This is a genomic window from Aeromicrobium sp. A1-2, assembly GCF_003443875.1.
Classification (GTDB): domain Bacteria; phylum Actinomycetota; class Actinomycetes; order Propionibacteriales; family Nocardioidaceae; genus Aeromicrobium.
Genome location: NZ_CP027482.1, coordinates 2,391,439 through 2,410,890, shown reverse-complemented (window position 1 = coordinate 2,410,890; position 19,452 = coordinate 2,391,439). Strand labels below are relative to the sequence as shown.

18 protein-coding genes are annotated in these 19,452 nt (G+C 67.7%); 9 read left to right on the top strand and 9 right to left on the bottom strand.

The window, feature by feature from the left end:
- Positions 1–116 precede the first annotated feature (116 nt).
- Positions 117–2,093 carry a thioredoxin domain-containing protein gene (locus C6I20_RS11765; RefSeq protein ID WP_254052125.1) on the top strand — a complete coding sequence of 659 codons (1,977 nt, stop codon included), beginning with the start codon at positions 117–119 and terminating at the stop codon, positions 2,091–2,093.
- Here the strand turns inward: C6I20_RS11765 and C6I20_RS11760 are convergent.
- Complete coding sequence (locus tag C6I20_RS11760; RefSeq protein WP_118396138.1) at positions 2,090–2,791, bottom strand: hemolysin III family protein; 702 nt, start codon at positions 2,789–2,791, stop codon at positions 2,090–2,092. The genes C6I20_RS11765 and C6I20_RS11760 overlap by 4 nt on opposite strands.
- 40 nt (positions 2,792–2,831) lie before the next feature.
- Between C6I20_RS11760 and C6I20_RS11755 the strand changes: the two genes are divergently transcribed.
- Entirely contained in the window at positions 2,832–3,593 is a 762-nt protein-coding gene (locus C6I20_RS11755; protein WP_118396137.1) for an isoprenyl transferase, read from the top strand.
- A 228-nt stretch (positions 3,594–3,821) separates the two neighbouring features.
- On the opposite strand, the gene C6I20_RS11750 is transcribed toward C6I20_RS11755, so the two are convergent.
- On the bottom strand, positions 3,822–4,781 hold the full coding sequence (locus tag C6I20_RS11750; protein ID WP_118396136.1) for an MOSC domain-containing protein: 960 nt from the start codon (positions 4,779–4,781) through the stop codon (positions 3,822–3,824).
- 494 nt (positions 4,782–5,275) lie between these two features.
- Here C6I20_RS11750 and C6I20_RS11745 point away from each other — a divergent pair, with 494 nt between their 5' ends.
- Positions 5,276–6,136 carry a hypothetical protein gene (locus C6I20_RS11745; RefSeq protein ID WP_162891290.1) on the top strand — a complete coding sequence of 287 codons (861 nt, stop codon included), beginning with the start codon at positions 5,276–5,278 and terminating at the stop codon, positions 6,134–6,136.
- A gap of 160 nt (positions 6,137–6,296) precedes the next feature.
- On the opposite strand, the gene C6I20_RS11740 is transcribed toward C6I20_RS11745, so the two are convergent.
- Both C6I20_RS11740 and C6I20_RS11735 read right to left on the bottom strand, forming a co-directional pair.
- Positions 6,297–6,686: an HNH endonuclease gene (locus C6I20_RS11740; RefSeq protein ID WP_216822878.1), complete on the bottom strand. Its 390-nt coding sequence runs from the start codon at positions 6,684–6,686 to the stop codon at positions 6,297–6,299.
- Positions 6,686–7,555 (bottom strand): DUF222 domain-containing protein, encoded by an 870-nt coding sequence (locus C6I20_RS11735; RefSeq protein WP_118396133.1) that lies wholly within the window; start codon positions 7,553–7,555, stop codon positions 6,686–6,688. Before C6I20_RS11735 ends, C6I20_RS11740 begins: the two co-directional genes overlap by 1 nt.
- Before the next feature lie 267 nt (positions 7,556–7,822).
- Here C6I20_RS11735 and C6I20_RS11730 point away from each other — a divergent pair, with 267 nt between their 5' ends.
- From C6I20_RS11730 to C6I20_RS11705, 6 genes are all read left to right on the top strand, one after another.
- Complete coding sequence (locus tag C6I20_RS11730; protein WP_118396132.1) at positions 7,823–9,148, top strand: PhoH family protein; 1,326 nt, start codon at positions 7,823–7,825, stop codon at positions 9,146–9,148.
- Positions 9,149–9,262: 114 nt separating this feature from the next.
- A complete protein-coding gene (locus C6I20_RS11725; RefSeq protein WP_162891289.1) occupies positions 9,263–10,507 on the top strand; it encodes an extracellular solute-binding protein in 1,245 nt (414 codons plus the stop codon).
- Positions 10,504–11,325: a carbohydrate ABC transporter permease gene (locus C6I20_RS11720; RefSeq protein ID WP_118396130.1), complete on the top strand. Its 822-nt coding sequence runs from the start codon at positions 10,504–10,506 to the stop codon at positions 11,323–11,325. Before C6I20_RS11725 ends, C6I20_RS11720 begins: the two co-directional genes overlap by 4 nt.
- The gene (locus C6I20_RS11715) at positions 11,322–12,302 is read left to right on the top strand and encodes a carbohydrate ABC transporter permease (protein WP_118396129.1); all 981 of its coding nucleotides are present in this window, start codon (positions 11,322–11,324) and stop codon (positions 12,300–12,302) included. The genes C6I20_RS11720 and C6I20_RS11715 overlap by 4 nt, the downstream gene beginning before the upstream one ends.
- Positions 12,299–13,465, top strand: a complete 1,167-nt coding sequence (locus C6I20_RS11710; RefSeq protein ID WP_118396128.1) for an ABC transporter ATP-binding protein — start codon at positions 12,299–12,301, stop codon at positions 13,463–13,465. Before C6I20_RS11715 ends, C6I20_RS11710 begins: the two co-directional genes overlap by 4 nt.
- The gene (locus tag C6I20_RS11705; protein ID WP_118396127.1) at positions 13,462–14,790 is read left to right on the top strand and encodes a DUF2079 domain-containing protein; all 1,329 of its coding nucleotides are present in this window, start codon (positions 13,462–13,464) and stop codon (positions 14,788–14,790) included. The genes C6I20_RS11710 and C6I20_RS11705 overlap by 4 nt, the downstream gene beginning before the upstream one ends.
- A gap of 173 nt (positions 14,791–14,963) precedes the next feature.
- Here C6I20_RS11705 and C6I20_RS11700 read toward each other — a convergent pair whose 3' ends face one another.
- The 5 genes from C6I20_RS11700 to C6I20_RS11680 form a co-directional block, all read right to left on the bottom strand.
- On the bottom strand, positions 14,964–16,349 hold the full coding sequence (locus C6I20_RS11700) for an aspartate ammonia-lyase (protein ID WP_118396126.1): 1,386 nt from the start codon (positions 16,347–16,349) through the stop codon (positions 14,964–14,966).
- A gap of 92 nt (positions 16,350–16,441) precedes the next feature.
- Complete coding sequence (locus C6I20_RS11695; RefSeq protein WP_118396125.1) at positions 16,442–17,485, bottom strand: sulfate/molybdate ABC transporter ATP-binding protein; 1,044 nt, start codon at positions 17,483–17,485, stop codon at positions 16,442–16,444.
- Entirely contained in the window at positions 17,482–18,270 is a 789-nt protein-coding gene (locus C6I20_RS11690; protein WP_118396124.1) for an ABC transporter permease, read from the bottom strand. The genes C6I20_RS11695 and C6I20_RS11690 overlap by 4 nt, the downstream gene beginning before the upstream one ends.
- Positions 18,270–19,034: a molybdate ABC transporter substrate-binding protein gene (gene modA, locus C6I20_RS11685; protein ID WP_118396123.1), complete on the bottom strand. Its 765-nt coding sequence runs from the start codon at positions 19,032–19,034 to the stop codon at positions 18,270–18,272. Before modA ends, C6I20_RS11690 begins: the two co-directional genes overlap by 1 nt.
- Positions 19,031–19,432 (bottom strand): molybdopterin-binding protein, encoded by a 402-nt coding sequence (locus tag C6I20_RS11680; protein ID WP_118396122.1) that lies wholly within the window; start codon positions 19,430–19,432, stop codon positions 19,031–19,033. The genes modA and C6I20_RS11680 overlap by 4 nt, the downstream gene beginning before the upstream one ends.
- Between the last annotated feature and the right edge of the window lie 20 nt (positions 19,433–19,452).

Genomic DNA, 19,452 nt, shown 5'->3' with positions numbered 1-19,452 from the left:
GGGCCACCCGGCGATGGGGGATCCTCGCCAGAACCACCGGCGGGCTACGGTCGGGACGGATGGAAGGTCCGTCGTCGCGGCAACCATCGGACACCCCGGATGGACGAGGAGCTCACGTGAACCGACTCGCAAGCGCAACATCGCCGTACTTGCAGCAGCACAAGGACAATCCCGTCGACTGGTGGGAGTGGAGCGCGGAGGCGCTCGCGGTCGCGCAGGAGCTCGACCGGCCCATCCTGCTGAGCGTCGGCTATGCGGCCTGCCACTGGTGCCACGTCATGGCGCACGAGTCGTTCGAGGACCCGACCACCGCTGCGTACATGAACGACCACTTCATCAACATCAAGGTCGATCGCGAGGAACGCCCCGACATCGACGCGGTCTACATGAAGGCGACACAGGCCATGACGGGCCATGGCGGCTGGCCGATGACGTGCGTGCTGACGCCGACCGGCGAGCCGTTCTTCGCCGGTACGTACTTCCCGCCCGAGCCACGACAGGGCACCCCGGCCTTCAGCCAGGTCCTGCAGGCTCTCGCCGAGGCCTGGCGCGACCGTCGCGAAGAGGTCACCCGAGTCAGCACCGACGTCCTGGCACACCTGCGGGAGAACGTCGACCCGGTGGGGGGCGCGCTTGGTGCCGCCGAGCTCGACGCGGCCGTGCCAGCTCTGGCGAAGCAGTACGACTCGGAGGCAGGCGGGTTCGGGACCAGCCCAAAGTTCCCGCCCTCGATGGTGCTGGAGTTCCTGCTGCGCAATGCCGCGCGTACCGGTTCGCAGCAGGCGCTCGACCTGGTCGCCGGATCCTGTGAGGCGATGGCACGTGGTGGCATGTACGACCAGCTGTCCGGCGGCTTCGCGCGCTACAGCGTCGACCGGTTCTGGCGCGTGCCCCACTTCGAGAAGATGCTCTACGACAACGCGTTGCTGCTGCGGGTCTACCTGCACTGGTGGCGGCAGACCGGTTCGTCATTGGCCGAGCGGGTTGCGCGGGAGACCAGCCGGTTCCTGCTGGACGAGCTGCGCACACCTGAGGGCGGCTTTGCCTCGGCGCTCGACGCCGACAGTGACGGGCACGAGGGCACGTTCTACGTCTGGAACCCCAACCAGCTCATGCGGGTGCTTGGTGCTGAGGACGGGGCCTGGGCGGCACAGCAGCTCGGAGTCAGCGGAGCGGGCACGTTCGAGCGGGGCTTCTCGACCCTGCAGCGACTCACCGATCCCGACGACACCGAACGCTGGGAGAGCGTGCGGACGCGACTCCTGACCGCCCGCTCCGAGCGCACCCGGCCGGCACGCGACGACAAGGTCGTCGCATCCTGGAACGGCCTGGCGATCACGGCGCTGGCCGAGGCTGGAGTACTGCTTGACGAGCCAGAGTTCCGCGATGCCGCCGTCACTGCGGCAACGTTGCTGGTCGACGTCCATCTCGGCCAGACGTTCGTCCGCACCTCCCGCGACGGTCTCGCGGGCGGAAACTCCGCGGTGCTCGAGGACCATGGCGCTGTCGCCGAGGCGTTCATCGCGGTCCTCGGTGTCACCGGGGAGGCCGTCTGGCTCGACCGGGCCAGGTCCCTGCTGGATCGCGTCGTCGACCGGTTCGTCGATCCGGACGGTGGCTTCTTCGACACCGCGGACGACGCTGAGGCCCTGGTCGTCCGGCCCAAGGATGCCTCGGACAACGCGTACCCGGCCGGCACGTCCGCGGCAGCCGTCGCGCTGATCGCGTTCGCCGCGGTCACGGGCGAGCACCGCTACCGTGCCGCCGCCGAGTCGGCGATCGCATCGGCGTCGTCGATCGCGATCCAGGTGCCACGGTTTGCGGGGTGGACGCTGGCCGCGGCGGAGTCGGTCGTCAGCGGCCCGCTCGAGATCGCGGTCGTGGGTGAGGCGCACGAGCGCGCCGACCTGCACCGCGCAGCACTGCGAATCGCGTCACCGGGTGCCGTGGTGGTGGCAGGTGACGTCGGACTGGCGATCCCGTTGTTCCAGCAGCGAGGACTCGTCGACGGCCACGCTGCGGCGTACGTCTGCGCCGGGTTCGTCTGTCAACGCCCGGTCACCGATCCTGCCGAGCTGGCCGCGAACCGCTAGCGCTGCTGGTAGGCCAGCAGGCTGACGCCGATGTAGTGGACGATGAACGCCGCGATGGTGAACGCGTGGAAGACTTCGTGGAAGCCGAAGTAGGTCGGCGACGGGTTGGGCCACTTGAAGCCGTACACGATCGCGCCGAGTGTGTAGAGCAGTCCGCCGGTGACCAGCAGCACCATCACCGCGGTCGACGCGTTGTCGGCAAACTCGGGGAAGTAGATGACCGCTGCCCAGCCGAGCAGCAGGTAGAGCGGGACGTACAGCCAACGCGGTGCGCCGATCCAGAAGATCTTGAATGCGACACCCAGCAGGGCTCCGCCCCACACCAGGGACAGCATCATGATGGCGTGATCGGTGGTGAGGAGCAGCAACGAGAACGGGGTGTAGGAGCCGGCAATCAGCAAGAAGATATTCGCGTGGTCGAAGCGCTTCCAGAACCCGCGCACGCGGTCAGACCACGTGCCGCGGTGATAGACGGCGCTGACACCGAACAGCATCAATGCGCTGACCATGAAAACCGCGACGCCGAGGCGCTTCAACGTGTCGTCGGTGATCACGAGCATCACGACGAACGCGAAGAACGCCAGCGGCAGGGTAATGGCGTGGAGCCAGCCCCGGAGCTTGGGTTTAATCTCGTCGACCGTTTCGCGCAGGCGCTCGGAGGCTTCCTGCACGACACCTTCGTGCTCACGGTTGCTCATGCGTTCAGGGTAGCCGCAGGCGCGTACTACGCTGACCCGCATGGGAGTCACAGACCTCGCGTACGGCGTATACGAACGTCGACTCGTCAAGATGCTGGATCCCGCTCGTCTCCCGCACCACGTGGGCGCGATCGTCGACGGCAACCGGCGCTGGGCCAAGGGCGTCGGGACGCGGTACGAGCACGGCTACCAGGCCGGCGCAGACAAGATCTCGGAGTTCGCACAGTGGTGCGACGAGCTGGGTGTCGAGATCGTCACGCTGTGGCTTCTCTCGACCGACAACCTGCAACGTTCGCCCGACGAGGTCGGCAGCATCCTGGCCGCGGTCGAGGGACTCATGGAGAAGCTCGCCGCCGAGGGTCGGTGGTCGCTCGCCGTGATCGGCAATCTCGACATGCTGCCAGCGGAGTCGGCCGGCCGCATGAAGCGGCTCGCGGACTCAACAGCAGACATCGAGGGCATGCGGGTCAACATCTGTGTCGGCTACGGCGGGCGGCAGGAGCTGACCGACGCGATGCGTTCGCTGCTGCTCGACCAGGCCGCCAAGGGGCGTTCGCTGGCCGACATCGCTGGGACGCTCGAGGTCGACGACATCGCCGAGCACCTGTACACCAAGGGCCAGCCTGATCCAGATCTGGTGATCCGGACGTCCGGTGAGCAGCGGCTCTCAGGCTTTCTGCTGTGGCAGAGCGTGCACTCGGAGTTCTACTTCAGCGATGCGCTGTGGCCGGCGTTCCGGCACGTCGACTTCCTGCGCGCGATGCGGTCATACGCTGCGCGCGAGCGCCGTTTCGGTCACTAACCCCCGGGGGCCGGTGCGTTTAAGTGGTCAAGCCCACGAACTTGTCAGCCTCCTATTGCAAACCCATTGCGAGCCCCGCGGCCACGACGACGAGCAGCGCACCGCGGTCGTCCGAGCTTCAGGCACGGTCCGATGGCGGATTAGGAATACTGAGCGACGTTCCCTGCAGATTCGGGGCGGGCTGCTAGCGCCCAGATGGGCGCCCGACGACATTCAGGCGCACTGAACTTAAGGGATCAGCCGGTTGCCAGTGCGGATGGTGTTGCGCCTGACACGTTCGGCAAGCCTGCTGACGGAGGCGCTGAAGGCTCCGGCCGCCTCGGGCGGCTCGAACGTGACCGCGTCGCCGACGCGAACGGTGCCAACTTCGACGATGTCGGCGTAAACGCCCAGGCACCGCTCGCCGAGCTCGGAGACGGTTCGGGACACTTCAGGGTCCGCAGGCATGCCTGGTTGTTCACGCATGGGCACAGAGCACCGGACGGCTGGGATCTCGACCCCCACGCCGATGCCACCGGCCCGGAGGGTTCCACCAACCCACCGTTGCTCAACCAAGCCGTCCAATGGGGTGTCGACGACGATATTCGGGCGAAAACGACGCACGTCGAAGTTTCCGCCGTGGGTTGCCATCGTACGAAGGCTAGACGTGGTCAGAAGGTGCACGGCGTATGCGTCGGCGAAGATCCCGATCGGTGTCGCGTAGATGGAAAGTTGGGCGAGTTTGCGGATCGGAAACATGGAGAAGTCCGGCAACGGCTCGTCGTCGGTGAGAGCCCATTGGAGGCGGAGGTCGCGCTTCGACGCGAGGACACCTCGATAGGCGGCCTTGTCGTGCAGTGGCGGTAGCGGGACGAGCGCCACCCGTTTGCCCGTGAGCTCGCTGAGCCTCGCGTCCAACCGCTCGCGATCGTTGCTGGCGATTTCGGTGCCGTCGGGAAAGGCAACGACGACATCGCAGACGTCACCTGGGCCAACGCCGGCCGGAGGCTCATCGAGAAACCGCGCGGTACAGCCTAAAAGTGCAGGGAGCCGGCGGGCAGTCGTTACCGCGTCGAGCTCGAGGTCACGAACCGCCCACATTCGGTCAGCGTGGAGGGCCCGCAGGTCGAGGGTCGAAAAGGGGAGCTGCTCACCGCCCATGGACTTCACCGGGTACCGCCAAAGTTCGGTCACGGTGCCGACTGTCATCTATCGACTGTAGGGCCAGAATGCCACGCCATCGGTGATCGGGGTCAAAACGAGCGACCAGGGGTACACCACGGACGTGGCTTGAGATCGACCGCACTTTTTAGGGGACATCCGGGCAACCTGCTCGGCAAGCACGGGCAGTGCTCGTCCAGGCCGGGACCCAAGCGTGTGTTCCCCGTTGGCACACGATCTCCTGCCGATGGGACCAGTTGAACCTGATCTTGTGGCCGAATCCCCTCAACGACCACTCATCGCGCCCGCTCATATGACCTGAACGCGGCTAGCCGCAATTGGTGAGTAAGTAGTCAACCCCACAGCGCCTCGAAAGGCACTCTGTTGACCTCCAGCGCCATTGCCAAGCCCGCGAACTCTCAATACACGTAGAGGCTCGGTCTCCTCGAAGCGCTGGAAGTGGTGTCACCTTTTCGCACAGGTCTCGTTATATAGCCGTGAAGAACCTCACACGCTTAGCGCCCTCCGTCGCTGCTATGGGCTTGGCGCTTGCCGTCGTGCTCCTAGGTGTCTCTCCCGCATCGGCCCAAGATCGATACACCGACGAGCAGGGACGGTTCATCGAGACGTCGCACACCGAGCTCGGTGACACCGGATGCTCGGTCACCATCACGCTGCGCAACAACTCCGAGTGGATCTATCCGACATCGGTCTACATTGATGGCACCCTTTCTTACGGCCCGACGGTCGATAATCGAGCTGTCGTTAACGGCGCACGCGTATTGGGCGGCCCGATCCAAGATGTCAGCTTGACCCGCACCCTGACATTTACCGACGGCAACGCCCGCAGTATCCGCTACGTTGTCGAAGCAGGCACCGAGCGTGATCTCTACAAGAACCAAGCCACTAACGTGCCGCGGTCGGTCGGCGAGTCCACGACCTTCACCTTCCCAGCTCTGACGCTCCGCGAGCGAGTCGAGCGGGGCTGTGTGACAACTGCCGTCGAGCCGGAGCCGACCTCAACCGAAGAAGCCGTGAGCGAAGTCGACTGTCAAGCTGAGGCGCGCGTCCTTCGCACGCAGCGAACAACCACGTCATCGCTCTACGACGCCGACACCAACACCTGGAGCCCGGGTCCGCCCATCGTCACGTTCCACGACGAGCATCTCGAGCCGCTTAGCGAGGATGAGTTGGTGCTCGAGAATTGCATCACGTCAGGTGCAGGCGGCGACTCCGACGATGACAATGACACTTCTCAGAGCGAGGCTTCACGCGATCTGCCTGACACTGGCGCTCCGGGAAGTGGCCCGCTCATCCTGGGCGTCGGCCTGATCGGACTCGGTGGCGCATTCCTCGTCATGGCGCAGGCTATGCGTCGCCAGGTACCCATGCATCGGGCCTAGTTACTTCGGCCTGGCTGGATCGGACCAAATGCGAGGCCTCTCGAGCTGGCCTTTGGTGTGGGCGATCTCATCCTTCTGACTTGAACGCGGACGAGCGCTGCCAAGCTTGGTGTGTCCCTGGTGTCGGTTCGGGCGTGCCGGCGGGCCGCCGGGCGTGTGGTCAGGCGGCTTGGCGGTAGTTGGCTCGTCGTCGGCGTCGGCGCAGGGTGCGGCCGGCTTTGGTGGTGAAGGTGAATCCGGTGACGGCGTTGCCGGTGATCTGCAAACGACCACGATGCAGCAGATGATGGCATCTGGTGCAGAGTCCGACCAGGAGGTCGAGGTCTGTCGGTCCGCCCAACGACCACCAGATGCTGTGATGGATCTCCAGGTGGGTGTGGTGGCAGCCCGGCGTCGCGCACACACCGTGCTGGCGGGCGATGACCGACCTGCGTTGCAGCAGGTTCGGTTGGTACTTCGCGGTCCCGGCGTTGAGGATCTGCGCCTGCCGGTCGCTGCCGCCGTCCTTCATCAGGAATGCGGTGAAGTCACTGACACACAAGAAGTACATCAACAGGTTTGGTCCGATCGCACCGTGGCCGGCGAGCTTCGCCGGCCGTGTTGGCGGCATGTGGTCGGGATCAGGTGTGGGTTCTCGGTCGTGGCCTTCACATGCGAAGCAGCCGCTTCCAAGGTGTCGGCGTCCACGAACACCGACAGGTGCGGTTTGACGCCCTTGTCGGCGGGGAGCCCGTCGCCCAGGATGTCGGTCAACAGGTCATCCAGACCTTGGACCCGACGCTGCGCACCGGTGCGGGTGTCCTCGGCATCGTGCGGTGCCGACACGGAGTCCAGGACCTTCTTGAGCTTGGCCCCAGTCACGGTGTTGAGGAAACCAGTCACGTGCCAGCCGTCGGGCAAAGCGTCGACGGCGATGTCTTCCTTGTCCATGCCCCGCTCCCACGCATCGTCCAGATCCTCGGGATGGATCGTGTCCTTCAAATGCTTGACCGTCTCGAACAGTTCAGCCGGCTCATGATGGGAGGCGACGTCGACGAACACGTCCTCGAACTGGCGCATCGGCTCCAACCCCACATGCGCCAACCCGTAGACGAAGACCCGTACGTGGGCGGCGCTGATCTGCCCCGACATAGCTGCGCCGGCCATCAGCGGCAGATCCCGCAGAGCAACAACGTTCTTGACCAGCGAGGTGGCCTGACCCGAGTTGAGCCGCAACTGGTTGCGGACCCACGCATTCAACGTCGAGGCACCGTCGATCTCGTAGTCCTTCGACGCGTCGATCTCGGCCAGAGCGACCGCCTTGGCAGCATCAAGGGCGTCCTGCGCCACCTGGATCGCCCGAGCCCGGTCCCTCGCATCACCCGTGCGCAGCGCCTGAGCGGCGGTCCGCATCGCGTCGATCGTGGGCTCCGGATTCATGCCTCCACCTTACTCGAACATACGTTCGATAACAAGAGACAATTCTCTGCAATGCGAGATAAAAGTGCGTGTTTGCGCTTTTCGCGAGGGATGGCTTGCGACTCTGACTGTTCACGCAGCCGTGACACGTTGTCCAGCGTGTCGTCCCGGAATGCGTCTCGGGCAGTCGTACGTTCGATGTGTGTTGATGCTCGCCCCTGAGCCCCGAATTCCCGCCCCCGAGTAGGGCCGGCGCAGGGTGCGCGCGGGCTCGTTGAGGAGACAGCTGTGGCCGCATCACGCACCACGAAGAGCCCGAGCTCAGCCCGCCGGACGTATGTCCTGGACACCAGTGTCCTGCTGGCGGATCCCAACGCGGTCAATCGATTCCACGAGCACGAGGTCGTGATCCCGGTCGTCGTGATCACCGAGCTCGAGCGCAAACGGCACGATCCCGAGCTCGGCTACTTCGCCCGCAGCGCCTTGCGATTCCTCGACGACCTCCGGGTCAAGCACGGCACCCTCGATGTCCCGCTGCCGATCGGTGAGGAGGGCGGCACGATCCGGGTCGAGCTCAACCACACCGACCCCTCGTCGCTGCCGTCGGGATTCCGACTCGGCGACAACGACACGCGGATCCTCTCGGTCGCTCGCAGCCTGGCCAACGAGGGTCTCGACGTCACGATCGTCTCCAAGGACCTGCCGATGCGAGTCAAGGCTTCCGCCGTGGGTCTGGTCGCCCAGGAGTATCGCGCCGAGCTCGCGCTGGAGTCCGGCTGGACCGGCATGCGTGAGCTTGAGATCGAGAGCTTCGACCTGGACCTGCTCTACGAGAGCGGCACGCTCGACCTGGCCGAGGCGCGCGAGCTCCCCTGCCACACGGGCCTCGTGCTGGTCTCCGAGAAGGGCAGCGCGCTGGGCCGCGTCACGGCCGACAAGGACGTGCAGCTCGTCCGCGGAGACAGGGACGCCTTCGGCATCCACGGCCGCTCGGCCGAGCAGCGTGTTGCGCTCGACCTGCTGCTCGACCCCGACATCGGCATCGTGTCGCTCGGCGGTCGGGCCGGCACGGGCAAATCGGCGCTGGCGCTGTGCGCGGGGCTCGAGGCGACCATGGAGCGCGGCCAACACAAGAAGGTCGTGATCTTCCGCCCGCTGTACGCCGTGGGCGGCCAGGAACTCGGCTACCTGCCGGGCAGCGAGTCCGAGAAGATGGGTCCGTGGGGCCAGGCGGTCTTCGACACGCTCGGAGCAGTCGCCTCTCCAGCCGTGATCGAGGAGATCCTCGACCGCGGCATGCTTGAGGTGCTGCCACTCACGCACATCCGAGGTCGCTCGCTGCACGACTCCTTCGTCATCGTCGACGAGGCGCAGTCCCTCGAGCGCAATGTGCTCCTGACCGTGCTCTCGCGGATCGGTTCGAACTCCAAGGTCGTCCTTACTCACGATGTCGCCCAGCGTGACAATCTGCGGGTCGGACGGCACGACGGGGTCGTCGCGGTGGTCGAGAAGCTCAAGGGCCATCCGCTGTTCGCCCACGTCACCTTGACCCGCTCAGAGCGCTCGCCGGTTGCCGCTCTGGTCACCGAAATGCTCGAGGACGTCTCGCTGTAGGGCGACGTCGATCCGGCGCGGCCGCGGGTCGGGCGGGGCTCCCCTCCCGCGGCATCGCCGAGACTCGCTCGATTGAGGCCAAGCCAACCCCTGCTCTGTGGCAAAGTTGCGCCCGTGAGCGCACCAGGGAGGGTTTGTGCACGCGCGGCCGCAGCGCTCCTGCTCTGCGCGCTCGCGGCGTGTGGCTCGGCCGGTGCCAAGGACGCAGGGCCGCCGACGCTCACGTGGTACGTCGGCCCCGACCGGGTCGGTGCCGGCGCGTTGGCACAGGCCTGCACGACCGCGGCCGGCGGCGCGTACAAGATCCAGCTCGAGCAGATGCCGGCCGACGTGGATGCGCGGCACGCGATGCTGGTGCGGCGCCTCACCGCCAAGGACACCTCGATCGACCTGCTGAGCCTGGACTCGGCCTTCACGGCGGAGTTCTCGGCAGCACGGTTCCTGGCTCCTGTGCCCGAGGAGCTGGCCCCCGAGTTCGGCAAGGACGTCCTTCCGGCCGCCCTGACGGCGGCGACGTACGACGGGCAGCTCGCCGTCGCTCCGTGGTGGTTTGATCCGCAGCTCCTGTGGTTCCGTGGCAACGTCGCCGAGCGCGCGGGCCTGGACACCTCCAAGCCGATCAGCTGGGAAGACCTGGTCGCCGGCGCCGAGCGGCTCGACGTGACGATCCAGATCAACGATCGTGACGGCAGCGGGCTGGCTGAATGGGTCAATGCGTTGATCGTGGGTGGCGACGGCGACCTGGTTCGAGGCACCGGCCGCGACCCCAAGGTCGGTCTCGACTCCGAGGCCGGTCGCGCCGCAGCCTCGGTCGCGAGCCTGTACTTGGACTCCGGACGAGGCCCCGGCCCGTCGCGCGAGGCGCTTGCGTCGTTCGCGGCACCCGGTGGCGGATTCCTGATCGCCTCCAGCTCGATCATCACCGACCCGGCGCTCGCCGCCGTGGCGGTCGACATGGGCTGGACCGCCTACCCAGTGGTCGGCGAGACCAGCGTCGCCCCGTTGTCCGGCGTGGGCCTGGCGGTGCCGTTGTACGCACCGCGCACCGAGATGTCCTACGCCGCGATCAACTGCCTGACCTCTCCGACGTCCCTGCGGACCCTGATGGTCGACACGGGACACAGCGCGAGTCGCCTGACCGCCTACGACATCCCGGGCGTCGCCGACTCCTATCCCATGGCCGAGGTGACGAAGGCCGCCGTGCAGACCGGTGCGGCCGTCCCGGTGACGCCGTACTGGCACGCCGCCCAGTCGGCGATCAACGACACATGGCGACCGCTGGCCGACTTCGTGCCTGAGTCGACCCTCGACGAGTCCCAGCGGGCCGTCCGCGCCGCGATCGCCGGGGAGCTCCCATGAGGGGCTGGCGCTGGCTGGCGCCAGCGGTACTCGTCCTGCTGGCAGTCACCGCTTGGCCCGTCGGGCGCGGCGTGTGGCTCTCGTTGTCCTCCTACTCCCTGACGAATCCCGAGGACCGCACGTTCGCGGGCCTGGACAACTACCTCGACATCCTCAGCAGCCGCACGTGGTGGCTAGCGGTGTCCGCGACACTCGTCATCGTGCTCGTGGCAGTTGTGCTCCAGCTGCTGATCGGGCTGGCCTTCGCGGCAGCCCTGCGACGGCTGACCATCCTGTGGCCGGTCACCCGGATCCTCGTGCTGGTGCCGTTCGCACTGCTGGCCGTCGTGTCGACAGTCGTGTGGCGGGACGCTGTGACGACCGGATTCGCGTCGGAGTGGTTCCGGCTCGGCGAGGTCGGTCCGTTCGGCTCGCTCGTCGGCGTGACCATCGGTGAGATCTGGCGCGGGACGGGCATCACCACCGTGATCCTGCTTGCCGGTTTGCTGCGGGTCCCCACCTCGTTGATGGCCTCCGCCGTCGCCGACGGGGCGACCGGGTGGCAGCGGTTCCGCCGCGTCGTCCTGCCCGCGATGGGTCCGGCGATCGCGGTCGCCGCGACGTACCGCAGTCTTGACACGTTTCGGATCCTCGAGGGTCCGCTGCTGGCCGATGAGTCGGGGGCCTCAGTCCGTACGGCTCCGCTGATCGTGTGGGACACCACGTTCTCGTCCTTCGAGCTCGGTCTTGGTGCCGCGATGTCGATCGTGCTGCTCGTGATTGCCGGACTGCTGGGCCTGCTGATGGTCCAGCTGCTCAGGGTCAGGAGGGTCGTGTGACTCCCTCCGTGCGGTCGAGGCTCTGGGCCTCCGGCACCGCGTTCCTCCTGGGCTTCGCAGTCGCCAACTACGGCATCATCCGCGTCGCCAGGCCCGACCTGTGGATCTGGATCGCCGTGGCGGTCGTCCTGATGGCGACCAGCGCTGCCGGCATCCTGTTCGCCGACACCCGACGTGCCGTCTCGATCTGGTCGATCGTCGGCGTCGAGGTCTTTGTCGCGTTCACCGTGATCCCGTTGCTGTGGACGTTCACCGTGGCGACGGCTCCGGCGGGCGAGACGGCACGCAGCGTCTGGCCCCAGGACGTCTCCTGGGGCGCCTTCGACGGTGCCATCCACTCCGAGGTCCTGCGACAGGCCGCCGGTACGTCGGTCTTGGTCGCCGGCATCGCGACGGTCGTGGCCATGCCTCTCGCGATCATGGCGGCATACGCGCTGGTACGCCTGCCGGTGCGTGGGCGTCGCACCGCATACGGCCTGGTCCTCGCCGCGCTGCTGCTGCCGCTGGTGGCTCTGGTCGGGCCAATGGCGGACCAGCTGATCCAGCTCGATCGGTTCGGCTCTCGTCTGGCGCTGGTGCCGCCCGCTCTGGCGGTCACCCTGCCGCTGGCGATCTGGCTGTGCGTCACGGTGTTCCGCGACGTGCCGTGGTCGCTGCGCGATGCGGTGCGGGCCGACGGCGCGACGCGACGCCAGTCCCTGCGCCGGTTCGTGCTGCCCAACGTCGCCCCCGGCATGCTCGTCGTGACGTTGCTGGTCTTCGTGGCCGGGTGCAACGACTTCGTGCTGGGTGCGGCGCTGTCCGTCGATGATGGGTCCCGCCCGTTCCCCGCCACCCTGATGCTCGCGAGTGGTGAGCTCGACAGCCCCAGCTCAGCGGTCGCGGCAGCCGGTCTGCTCTGGGTCCTGCCCGCCCTGCTCCTTCTCCTCGTGTTCCCGCGCAGGATCAGCCACCTCCTCGGAAGGTCGTACCGATGACCTCGATCGAAGTCCGCAACCTCACGACGTCCGGGGGGCGCGAGCGCCCACTGCTGGACGACGTCAGCCTGACGGTGCCGTCCGGCGAGACGCTCGCGATCACAGGACCGTCGGGTGCCGGCAAGAGCCTGTTGCTGCGCACACTCGCCGGGCTCGAGGAGCAGACCTCAGGTGACATCGTGATCGGAGACGGCGTCGTCAACGCGGTCGATCCGCGCGGTCGCGACCTGGCGATGGTGTTCCAGGACTTCGCGCTGCACCCGCACCTCGACGTGTTCGACAACCTCGCCTTTGCTGCGACGCTCCGCCGCGGCTACGACCGTGCAGAGCTGTCGGCCAAGATCCACGAGGTGGCCGACCTCCTCGCCCTCGGCGACCTGCTGGAGCTCAAGCCCGCCGATCTGGATGACGCGCAGCGCCAACGGGTCGCGCTGGGCCGCTCGATCGTGCGCGATGCCAACGCGTACCTGCTCGATGCCCCGTTCTCGCAGCAGTCGGAACGGTTGCGATCACACGTGCGATCCGTGACGACCCAGTGGCAGCACGAGCACCAACGCACCTCGATCTTCACGACCAGCGACGTCGAGGAGGCGCTCAGCATCGCCGACCGCGTCGCGGTCATGCACCAGGGCTTCATCCACCAGGTCGGCACCCCGCGGGACCTCTACGAGCGGCCCGCCGACATGTTCGTGGCCGGATACCTGGGCTCGCCGCCGATGAACCTCGTGCCGGCGTTCCCGATGGACCGCCAGCTCGTGATGCCGCTGGCCACGATGCTGCTCGACGACGACCTGCTGGAGCGAATCGGTAGCCGTGGGGTCGTGGTCGCCGGTATCCGCCCCGAGCACTGCTACGACGCGTCCGGGCAGGGTGGCCAGTCAGTGACCGACCGGGTCGAGTTCACGACACGGATCGATGATGTCGAGTGGCGCGGCAGCAGCCAGTTCGCCTACCTCGGCTACGAGATCGCCCCTGAGGTGGAGGACCTGCTGAACGAGGTCGAGGACCTGCTCGAGTTCGACCTGTTCCAGAACTTCCTCGTCGCCGAGCTCGCCCCGGACAGCCCGCTGAGCCCGGGCATGTCGATCCGAGTCGTGATTCCGCGGATGAAGGTCCACGTGTTCGACCCCGAGACGGGCGAGAACCTCACGCTCGGCCGATGACCAGGGTCGGCCGGCAGCGGTCGATCGCAGCGCTGCTGGCGGTCGCTGCGGGCGTCGCGTACGGGCTCCTCGCACTGCTGCGCTATCGCCGGTTCACGATCTCGTCGTGGGACCACGCGATCTTCGAGCAGGCGGTCAAGGGTTATGCGCGGCCCGGCGCGCCGATCGTCGACGTCAAGGGCCCGGGCTACAACATCCTCGGCGACCACTTCTCACCCATCGACGCGCTGATCGCACCGTTCTACCGGCTGTTCCCGGCCGCTCAGACGATTGCGCTGGCGCAGGTCGTGCTGATCGCGATCTCGGTCGCGGTCATCGCGGTGCTGGCGATGCGCCACCTCGGCACGTTGACCGGCTCCGCGATCGGGATCGCGTACGCGGTGTCCTTCGGCCTGCAGTCCGCGGTCGAGGCGGAGTTCCACGAGGTCGCCTTCGGTGCCCCGCTGCTGGCGCTGGCCGGAGCGGCGTACGTCGACCGGCGGTTCGGCGCCGTTGTCGCTTGGTCGCTCCCGTTGCTGTTGGTCAAGGAGGACTTGGGACTGACCGTCGCGGTGATCGGCGGAGTCCTGTGGCTGGCGGGGGAGCGACGACGGGGGCTGGCGCTGCTGTCGACCGGCCTGATCGCGACCGCCGTGATCGTGCTGGTCGCCATCCCGGCGTTCGCGTCCAGCGACGCCTACGCCTACGCCTCGACGTTGGGCGGTGACCGGGGGCTGTTGACGACGCTGCTCGACGAACCGGGACGCAAGGCCGCGACCGTCGCGTTGACCGTCGGGATCACGGGGTTGGCTGCCCTGCTGTCTCCGTGGGTGCTGCTGGTGCTCCCGACCTTCGCGTGGCGGTTCGCGGGCGACAACGCCTACTACTGGGGCACCGAGTGGCACTACTCGCTGGTGCTCATGCCGATCGTGTTCGTCGCGATGATCGACACGATGCGGCGGTGGCCCACGTTGCGGTGGGCGACGGTCGTCGCTGTCGTGGTCACGGCGTTCACGCTGGTCAACTCACCCCTCGCGACGCTGCTAGACGATCAGACGTACGCCGAGGCGCCGCGTGCCGCATCGGCGCGCGCGGTCATCGCTGCGGTGCCCGACGGCGCGAGCGTCGAGACCGACATCGCGATGATGAGTCACCTCGTCACCGATCACACGGTCTACTGGTACGGGTCGGTCGGTGACGCGACACCCGAGTACGTGCTGTTCGACGTCGGCGCCGGGATCGGCTCACCCGACGACATCGTCGGCTACGCCGAGCAGGCGCACGGAGGAACGTACGAGCTGGTCTACGACAACGACGGCTACCTTCTCGCCCGCCGCCAACGCTGACCCCCACCCCCACCCCGAACGCTGACGGGTCACTTTTCGTCCAGTGACGGGTCAGTTCCTGTCCCGCGCGGGGGCGGTTCATGACCCGTCGTTCTGCAAAAAGTGACCCGTCAGCGGACGGAAAGTGACCCGTCAGCGGACGGAAAGTGACCCGTCAGCGGGGAGGGGGGGGGTTAGGGGTGGGTCATCGACATGACGTCGAGGGCCTTGTCGAGATCGGCCTCGCTGATGTCACCACGCTCGACGAAGCCCATCTCGATGACGACCTGACGGATGGTCTTCTTGTCCTTGACCGCCTGCTTGGCGACCTTGGCTGCGCTCTCGTAGCCGATGAACCGGTTGAGCGGCGTCACGACCGACGGCGACGACTCGGCGAGGAACAGGCAGCGCTCCTCGTCGGCAGTGATGCCGTCGATGCAGCGGTCAGCCAGCACCCGTGAGGCGTTGCCGAGCAGGCGCATCGACTCCAGCAGGTTGCGACCGATGACCGGCAGCATGACGTTGAGCTCGAACGATCCGGAGGCGCCGGCCGTCGCGATCGTCGCGTCGTTGCCGATGACCTGGGCCGCGACCATCAGCGTCGCCTCGGGCAGGACCGGGTTGACTTTGCCGGGCATGATGCTCGAGCCGGGCTGCAGGTCGGGCAGGGCGATCTCGCCGAGGCCCGTACGAGGTCCCGAGCCCATCCAGCGCAGGTCGTTGCAGATCTTGGTCAGGCTGACCGCGATGGTGCGCAGCTGGCCCGACATCTCGACGAGTCCGTCGCGGGCGCTCTGCGCCTCGAAGTGGTCGACGGCCTCGGTGATCGGCAGGCCGGTGTTCTCGGCGAGGATCTCGATGACGCGCTGCGGGAAGCCGATCGGCGTGTTGATGCCGGTGCCGACCGCGGTGCCGCCGAGCGGGACCTCGGCGGTGCGGGGCAGCGACGCCTCGACCCGCTCGATGCCACGGCGGATCTGGTGGGCGTAGCCGCCGAACTCCTGGCCCAGAGTCACCGGGGTGGCGTCCATCAGGTGGGTACGTCCGGACTTGACGACCGTGGCGAATTCGGCGGCCTTGGTCTCGAGCGAGGTCGCGAGGTGGTCCAGTGCGGGGATCAGCTCGTTGCTCGCCGATGCGGTTGCCGCGAGGTGGATCGATGTTGGGAACACGTCGTTGGACGACTGGCTCGCGTTGACGTGGTCGTTGGGGTGCACTTCCTTGCCGAGCGACCGGGTGGCCAGCGTCGCGAGGACCTCGTTGGTGTTCATGTTGCTCGAGGTGCCCGATCCTGTCTGGAAGACGTCGATCGGGAACTGCGCATCGTGTGCACCGGAGGCGATCTCCTCGGCGGCGGCCACGATCGCGTCGGCGATGTCTTGGTCGAGGATGCCGAGCTCGGCGTTGGCCTTGGCGCAGGCGGCCTTGATCTGCGCGAGCGCGCGGATCTGGGCCGGCTCGATCGGTGTGCCGGAGATCGGGAAGTTCTCGACGGCTCGCTGGGTCTGGGCTCGCCAGAGGGCGTCAGCGGGGACGCGTACCTCGCCCATGGTGTCGTGCTCGATGCGATATTCGGTCATGTCGCGACGATATCGCTGGGCCTTGCACGGCGGTGCGGCAGGACGGGACCTGCCGCCCGACTCAGCCTGCCTCACGCCGACCGATGAGGAAATCAGGCGGGATAGATCGAGACCTCGCTGGCCTTGACGACGAGGAAGACCTGACGTCCCGGCGCCAGGTCGAGCTCGGCGACCACCGGGAGGGTGACGTCGGCGCTGAGGTCGTCGGTACGGACGCGAACCTGCGCGCCTCGCGGCTCGAGCTCGCGGATCGTCGACGCGAACACGTTGCGGGGGCTGCCGGCCGGCGGTTCGACGTAGACACCGACCGAGCTCGGACTGAACACCGCGACGGCAGCCATGCCCTCGGGCACCGACTGCTCGGACAGCCCGGCGACGGTAGCCCCGGCTGGCGTACGCACGGCCCCACCTGCCGAGGTCCCGCGCACCAGGTTGAGGCCGGCGATGTCGGCGCCGAACGTGCTGCGCGGCCTGGTCAGTATGATCCGCGTCGGACCTTCCTCGGCGATCCTTCCGCGCTCCATCACGACGACGCGGTCGGCGAGCAGGAGGGCGTCGAGCACATCGTGCGTCACGATGATCGCGGTTCGGCCGGCGAGCACGCGACGCAACACCTGTCGCATGGCCGGCACCACCGTGATGTCGAGTGCGGCCATCGGCTCGTCGAGGAGCAGCAGCCTGGGCTCGGCGGCGAGCGCCCGGGCGATCGCCACGCGCTGTGCCTGCCCGCCGGAGAGCCGGGATGGTCGGGCGGCAGCGAGCTCGACCGCATCGACCGCGGCGAGCCAGGTCATGGCCGCTGCGCGGGCTTCCGAGCGGGAACGGCCGGCGCTACGCGGGCCGAAGGCGACGTTGTCAACGACGCTGAGGCGAGGGAACAGCAGCGGATCCTGCGCCAGCAGTGCAGTGCCGCGGGCGTGCGCGGGTTGCCACGTGCCCCGCGCGAGGTCGAACAGGACGTCGGCACCGAGAGACGCCCGGCCAGTGTCGGGCCGCAGGATCCCCGCGATCATCGATAGCAGTGAGGACTTGCCGGCGCCGTTGGGCCCGAGGATCGCGACGATCTCACCCTCGCCGACCTCGAGGGAGACGTCGAGGTCGCGGGCGGTGATCGTCGCTTCGATGCGCAGGCTCACGGCGTCGCGCTCCGTGAGCCCCGGACCAGCCCGATGACCAGGATCGCGACGGCGACCAGGACGAGCGAGAGCGCGACCGCAGCGTCGGGGTCGGTCTCGCGCTGCAGGTAGATCTCCAGCGGGAGGGTGCGGGTCACACCCTCGAGGCTGCCCGCAAAGGTGAGCGTCGCTCCGAACTCGCCCAGCGCCCGAGCGAACGACAGCACGGTGCCGGCGGCGAGCCCGGGCAGCACCATCGGCAGCGTGACCCGACGCAGGACAGTGGTGGGGCGAGCGCCGAGTGTCGCCGCGACAACGTCGTACCGCTGCCCGGTGGCGCGGAGCGCGCCCTCCAGGCTCACGACCATGAACGGCAGGGCGACGAAGGTCTGCGCGATGACCACGGCAGTCGTGGAGAACGCAATCTGCAGACCCAGGACGTCGAGGGTCTCGCCGAGCAAGCCGCGCCGGCCAAAGGTGTAGAGCAGTGCGATCCCGCCGACGACCGGTGGCAGCACCAGCGGCAGCAGCACGAGTGACCGCACGATCGACTGCCCGCGGAAGGTTGTCCTGGCCAGCACGAGTGCCATCGGGACGCCCAGCAGGATGCAAAGGACCGTGCTCGCTGCGGAGGTGCGCAGGCTGAGCCCCAGCGCGGCCTGCGACGAGTCGGACGTGATCAGCGTCGGGAACGCACCCCAGTCCACGCGCGAGGCCATCGCCCCCAGCGGAAGCACGATGAACAGGGCGCCCACTGCGGCGGGAGCGAAGATCCAGCGGGGGAGCCCGGAGGAGCCGGTCGCCATCAGGGTGGGCCGAATCCGGCGGCGGCCAGCACGGCGCGCCCCTGCCGTCCGACCACGAAGTCGGCGAAGACCTGGGCGTCCTCCGCGTGCGCGCTGCGCCGGACGGGAGCGATGGGGTACGTGTTGACGACCCCGGCGGACTCGGGAATCTCGATCCCGGCGACCCGGTCGCCGGCGGCCTTGACGTCCGTGACGTAGACCAGGCCGGCGTCGGCCTCGCCGGAGATGACCTTGCCCAGCACATCGGTCACCGACTGCTCCTCGCTGACCGCGGGGATCGCGATGCGGGCGGCCTTCTGGACGCCGACCGCAGCAGCGCCGCACGGCACCTGTGGGGCGCAGACCACGGTCCGTACTCGCCTGTCGGCGAGATCCCGGAGGGTGGCGACGTCGGCCGGATTGTCCGGCGGAGTGGCGATCTCGAGGGTGTTGGAGGCGAAGTCCTGCGCGGCGCCGTCGAGGACGCCCGCGGCATGTGCCGTGTCCATCGTGTCGGCGTCGGCGGACGCGAACACGTCCGCGGGCGCACCCTGCTGGATCTGCGCGAGGAGGTCGGACGAGCCGGCGAAGCTGAACGCCACGGTGACGCCGTCGTGCTCGGCCTCGAACTGCCGCCCGATCTCGGTGAACGTGTCCTTGAGCGACGCTGCGGCGTACACCGTGATCGTGACCTGCGGCGAGTCGCCCGCTCGGTCGTCGAGCGCACCGTCGGAGCAGGCGCTCAGCGGCACGAGCAGCGCCAACCCGAGCAGAAGATGCCTCATGCCGAGCCGGAGAGCGACTCGATGATGACGTTGGTCGACTTGATCACCGCGACCGCGACGGATCCGGGCTCCAGACCGAGCTCGTCGACGGCCTCGCTGCTCATCAGCGAGACGACGCGGAACGGGCCGCACTGCATCTCGACCTGCGCCATGACGGCGTCGGTCTTGACCGCTGTCACCAGACCAACAAACCGATTGCGGGCCGAGCTGGTGGACCCTGCGTCGGCGGCCGAGCCGGCTTGGGCCTTGGCGAACTCGGCCAGCGCACGGCCCTCGATCGCCATCCGGCCGGACGCGTCGGTCACCGAGGCGAGGGCCCCGCTGCTGATCGATCGGCGCACGGTGTCGTCGCTGACGCCCAGGAACCGAGCGGCGTCGGAGATACGTATGTGCACCATGGACGGCAGTCTAGATCATG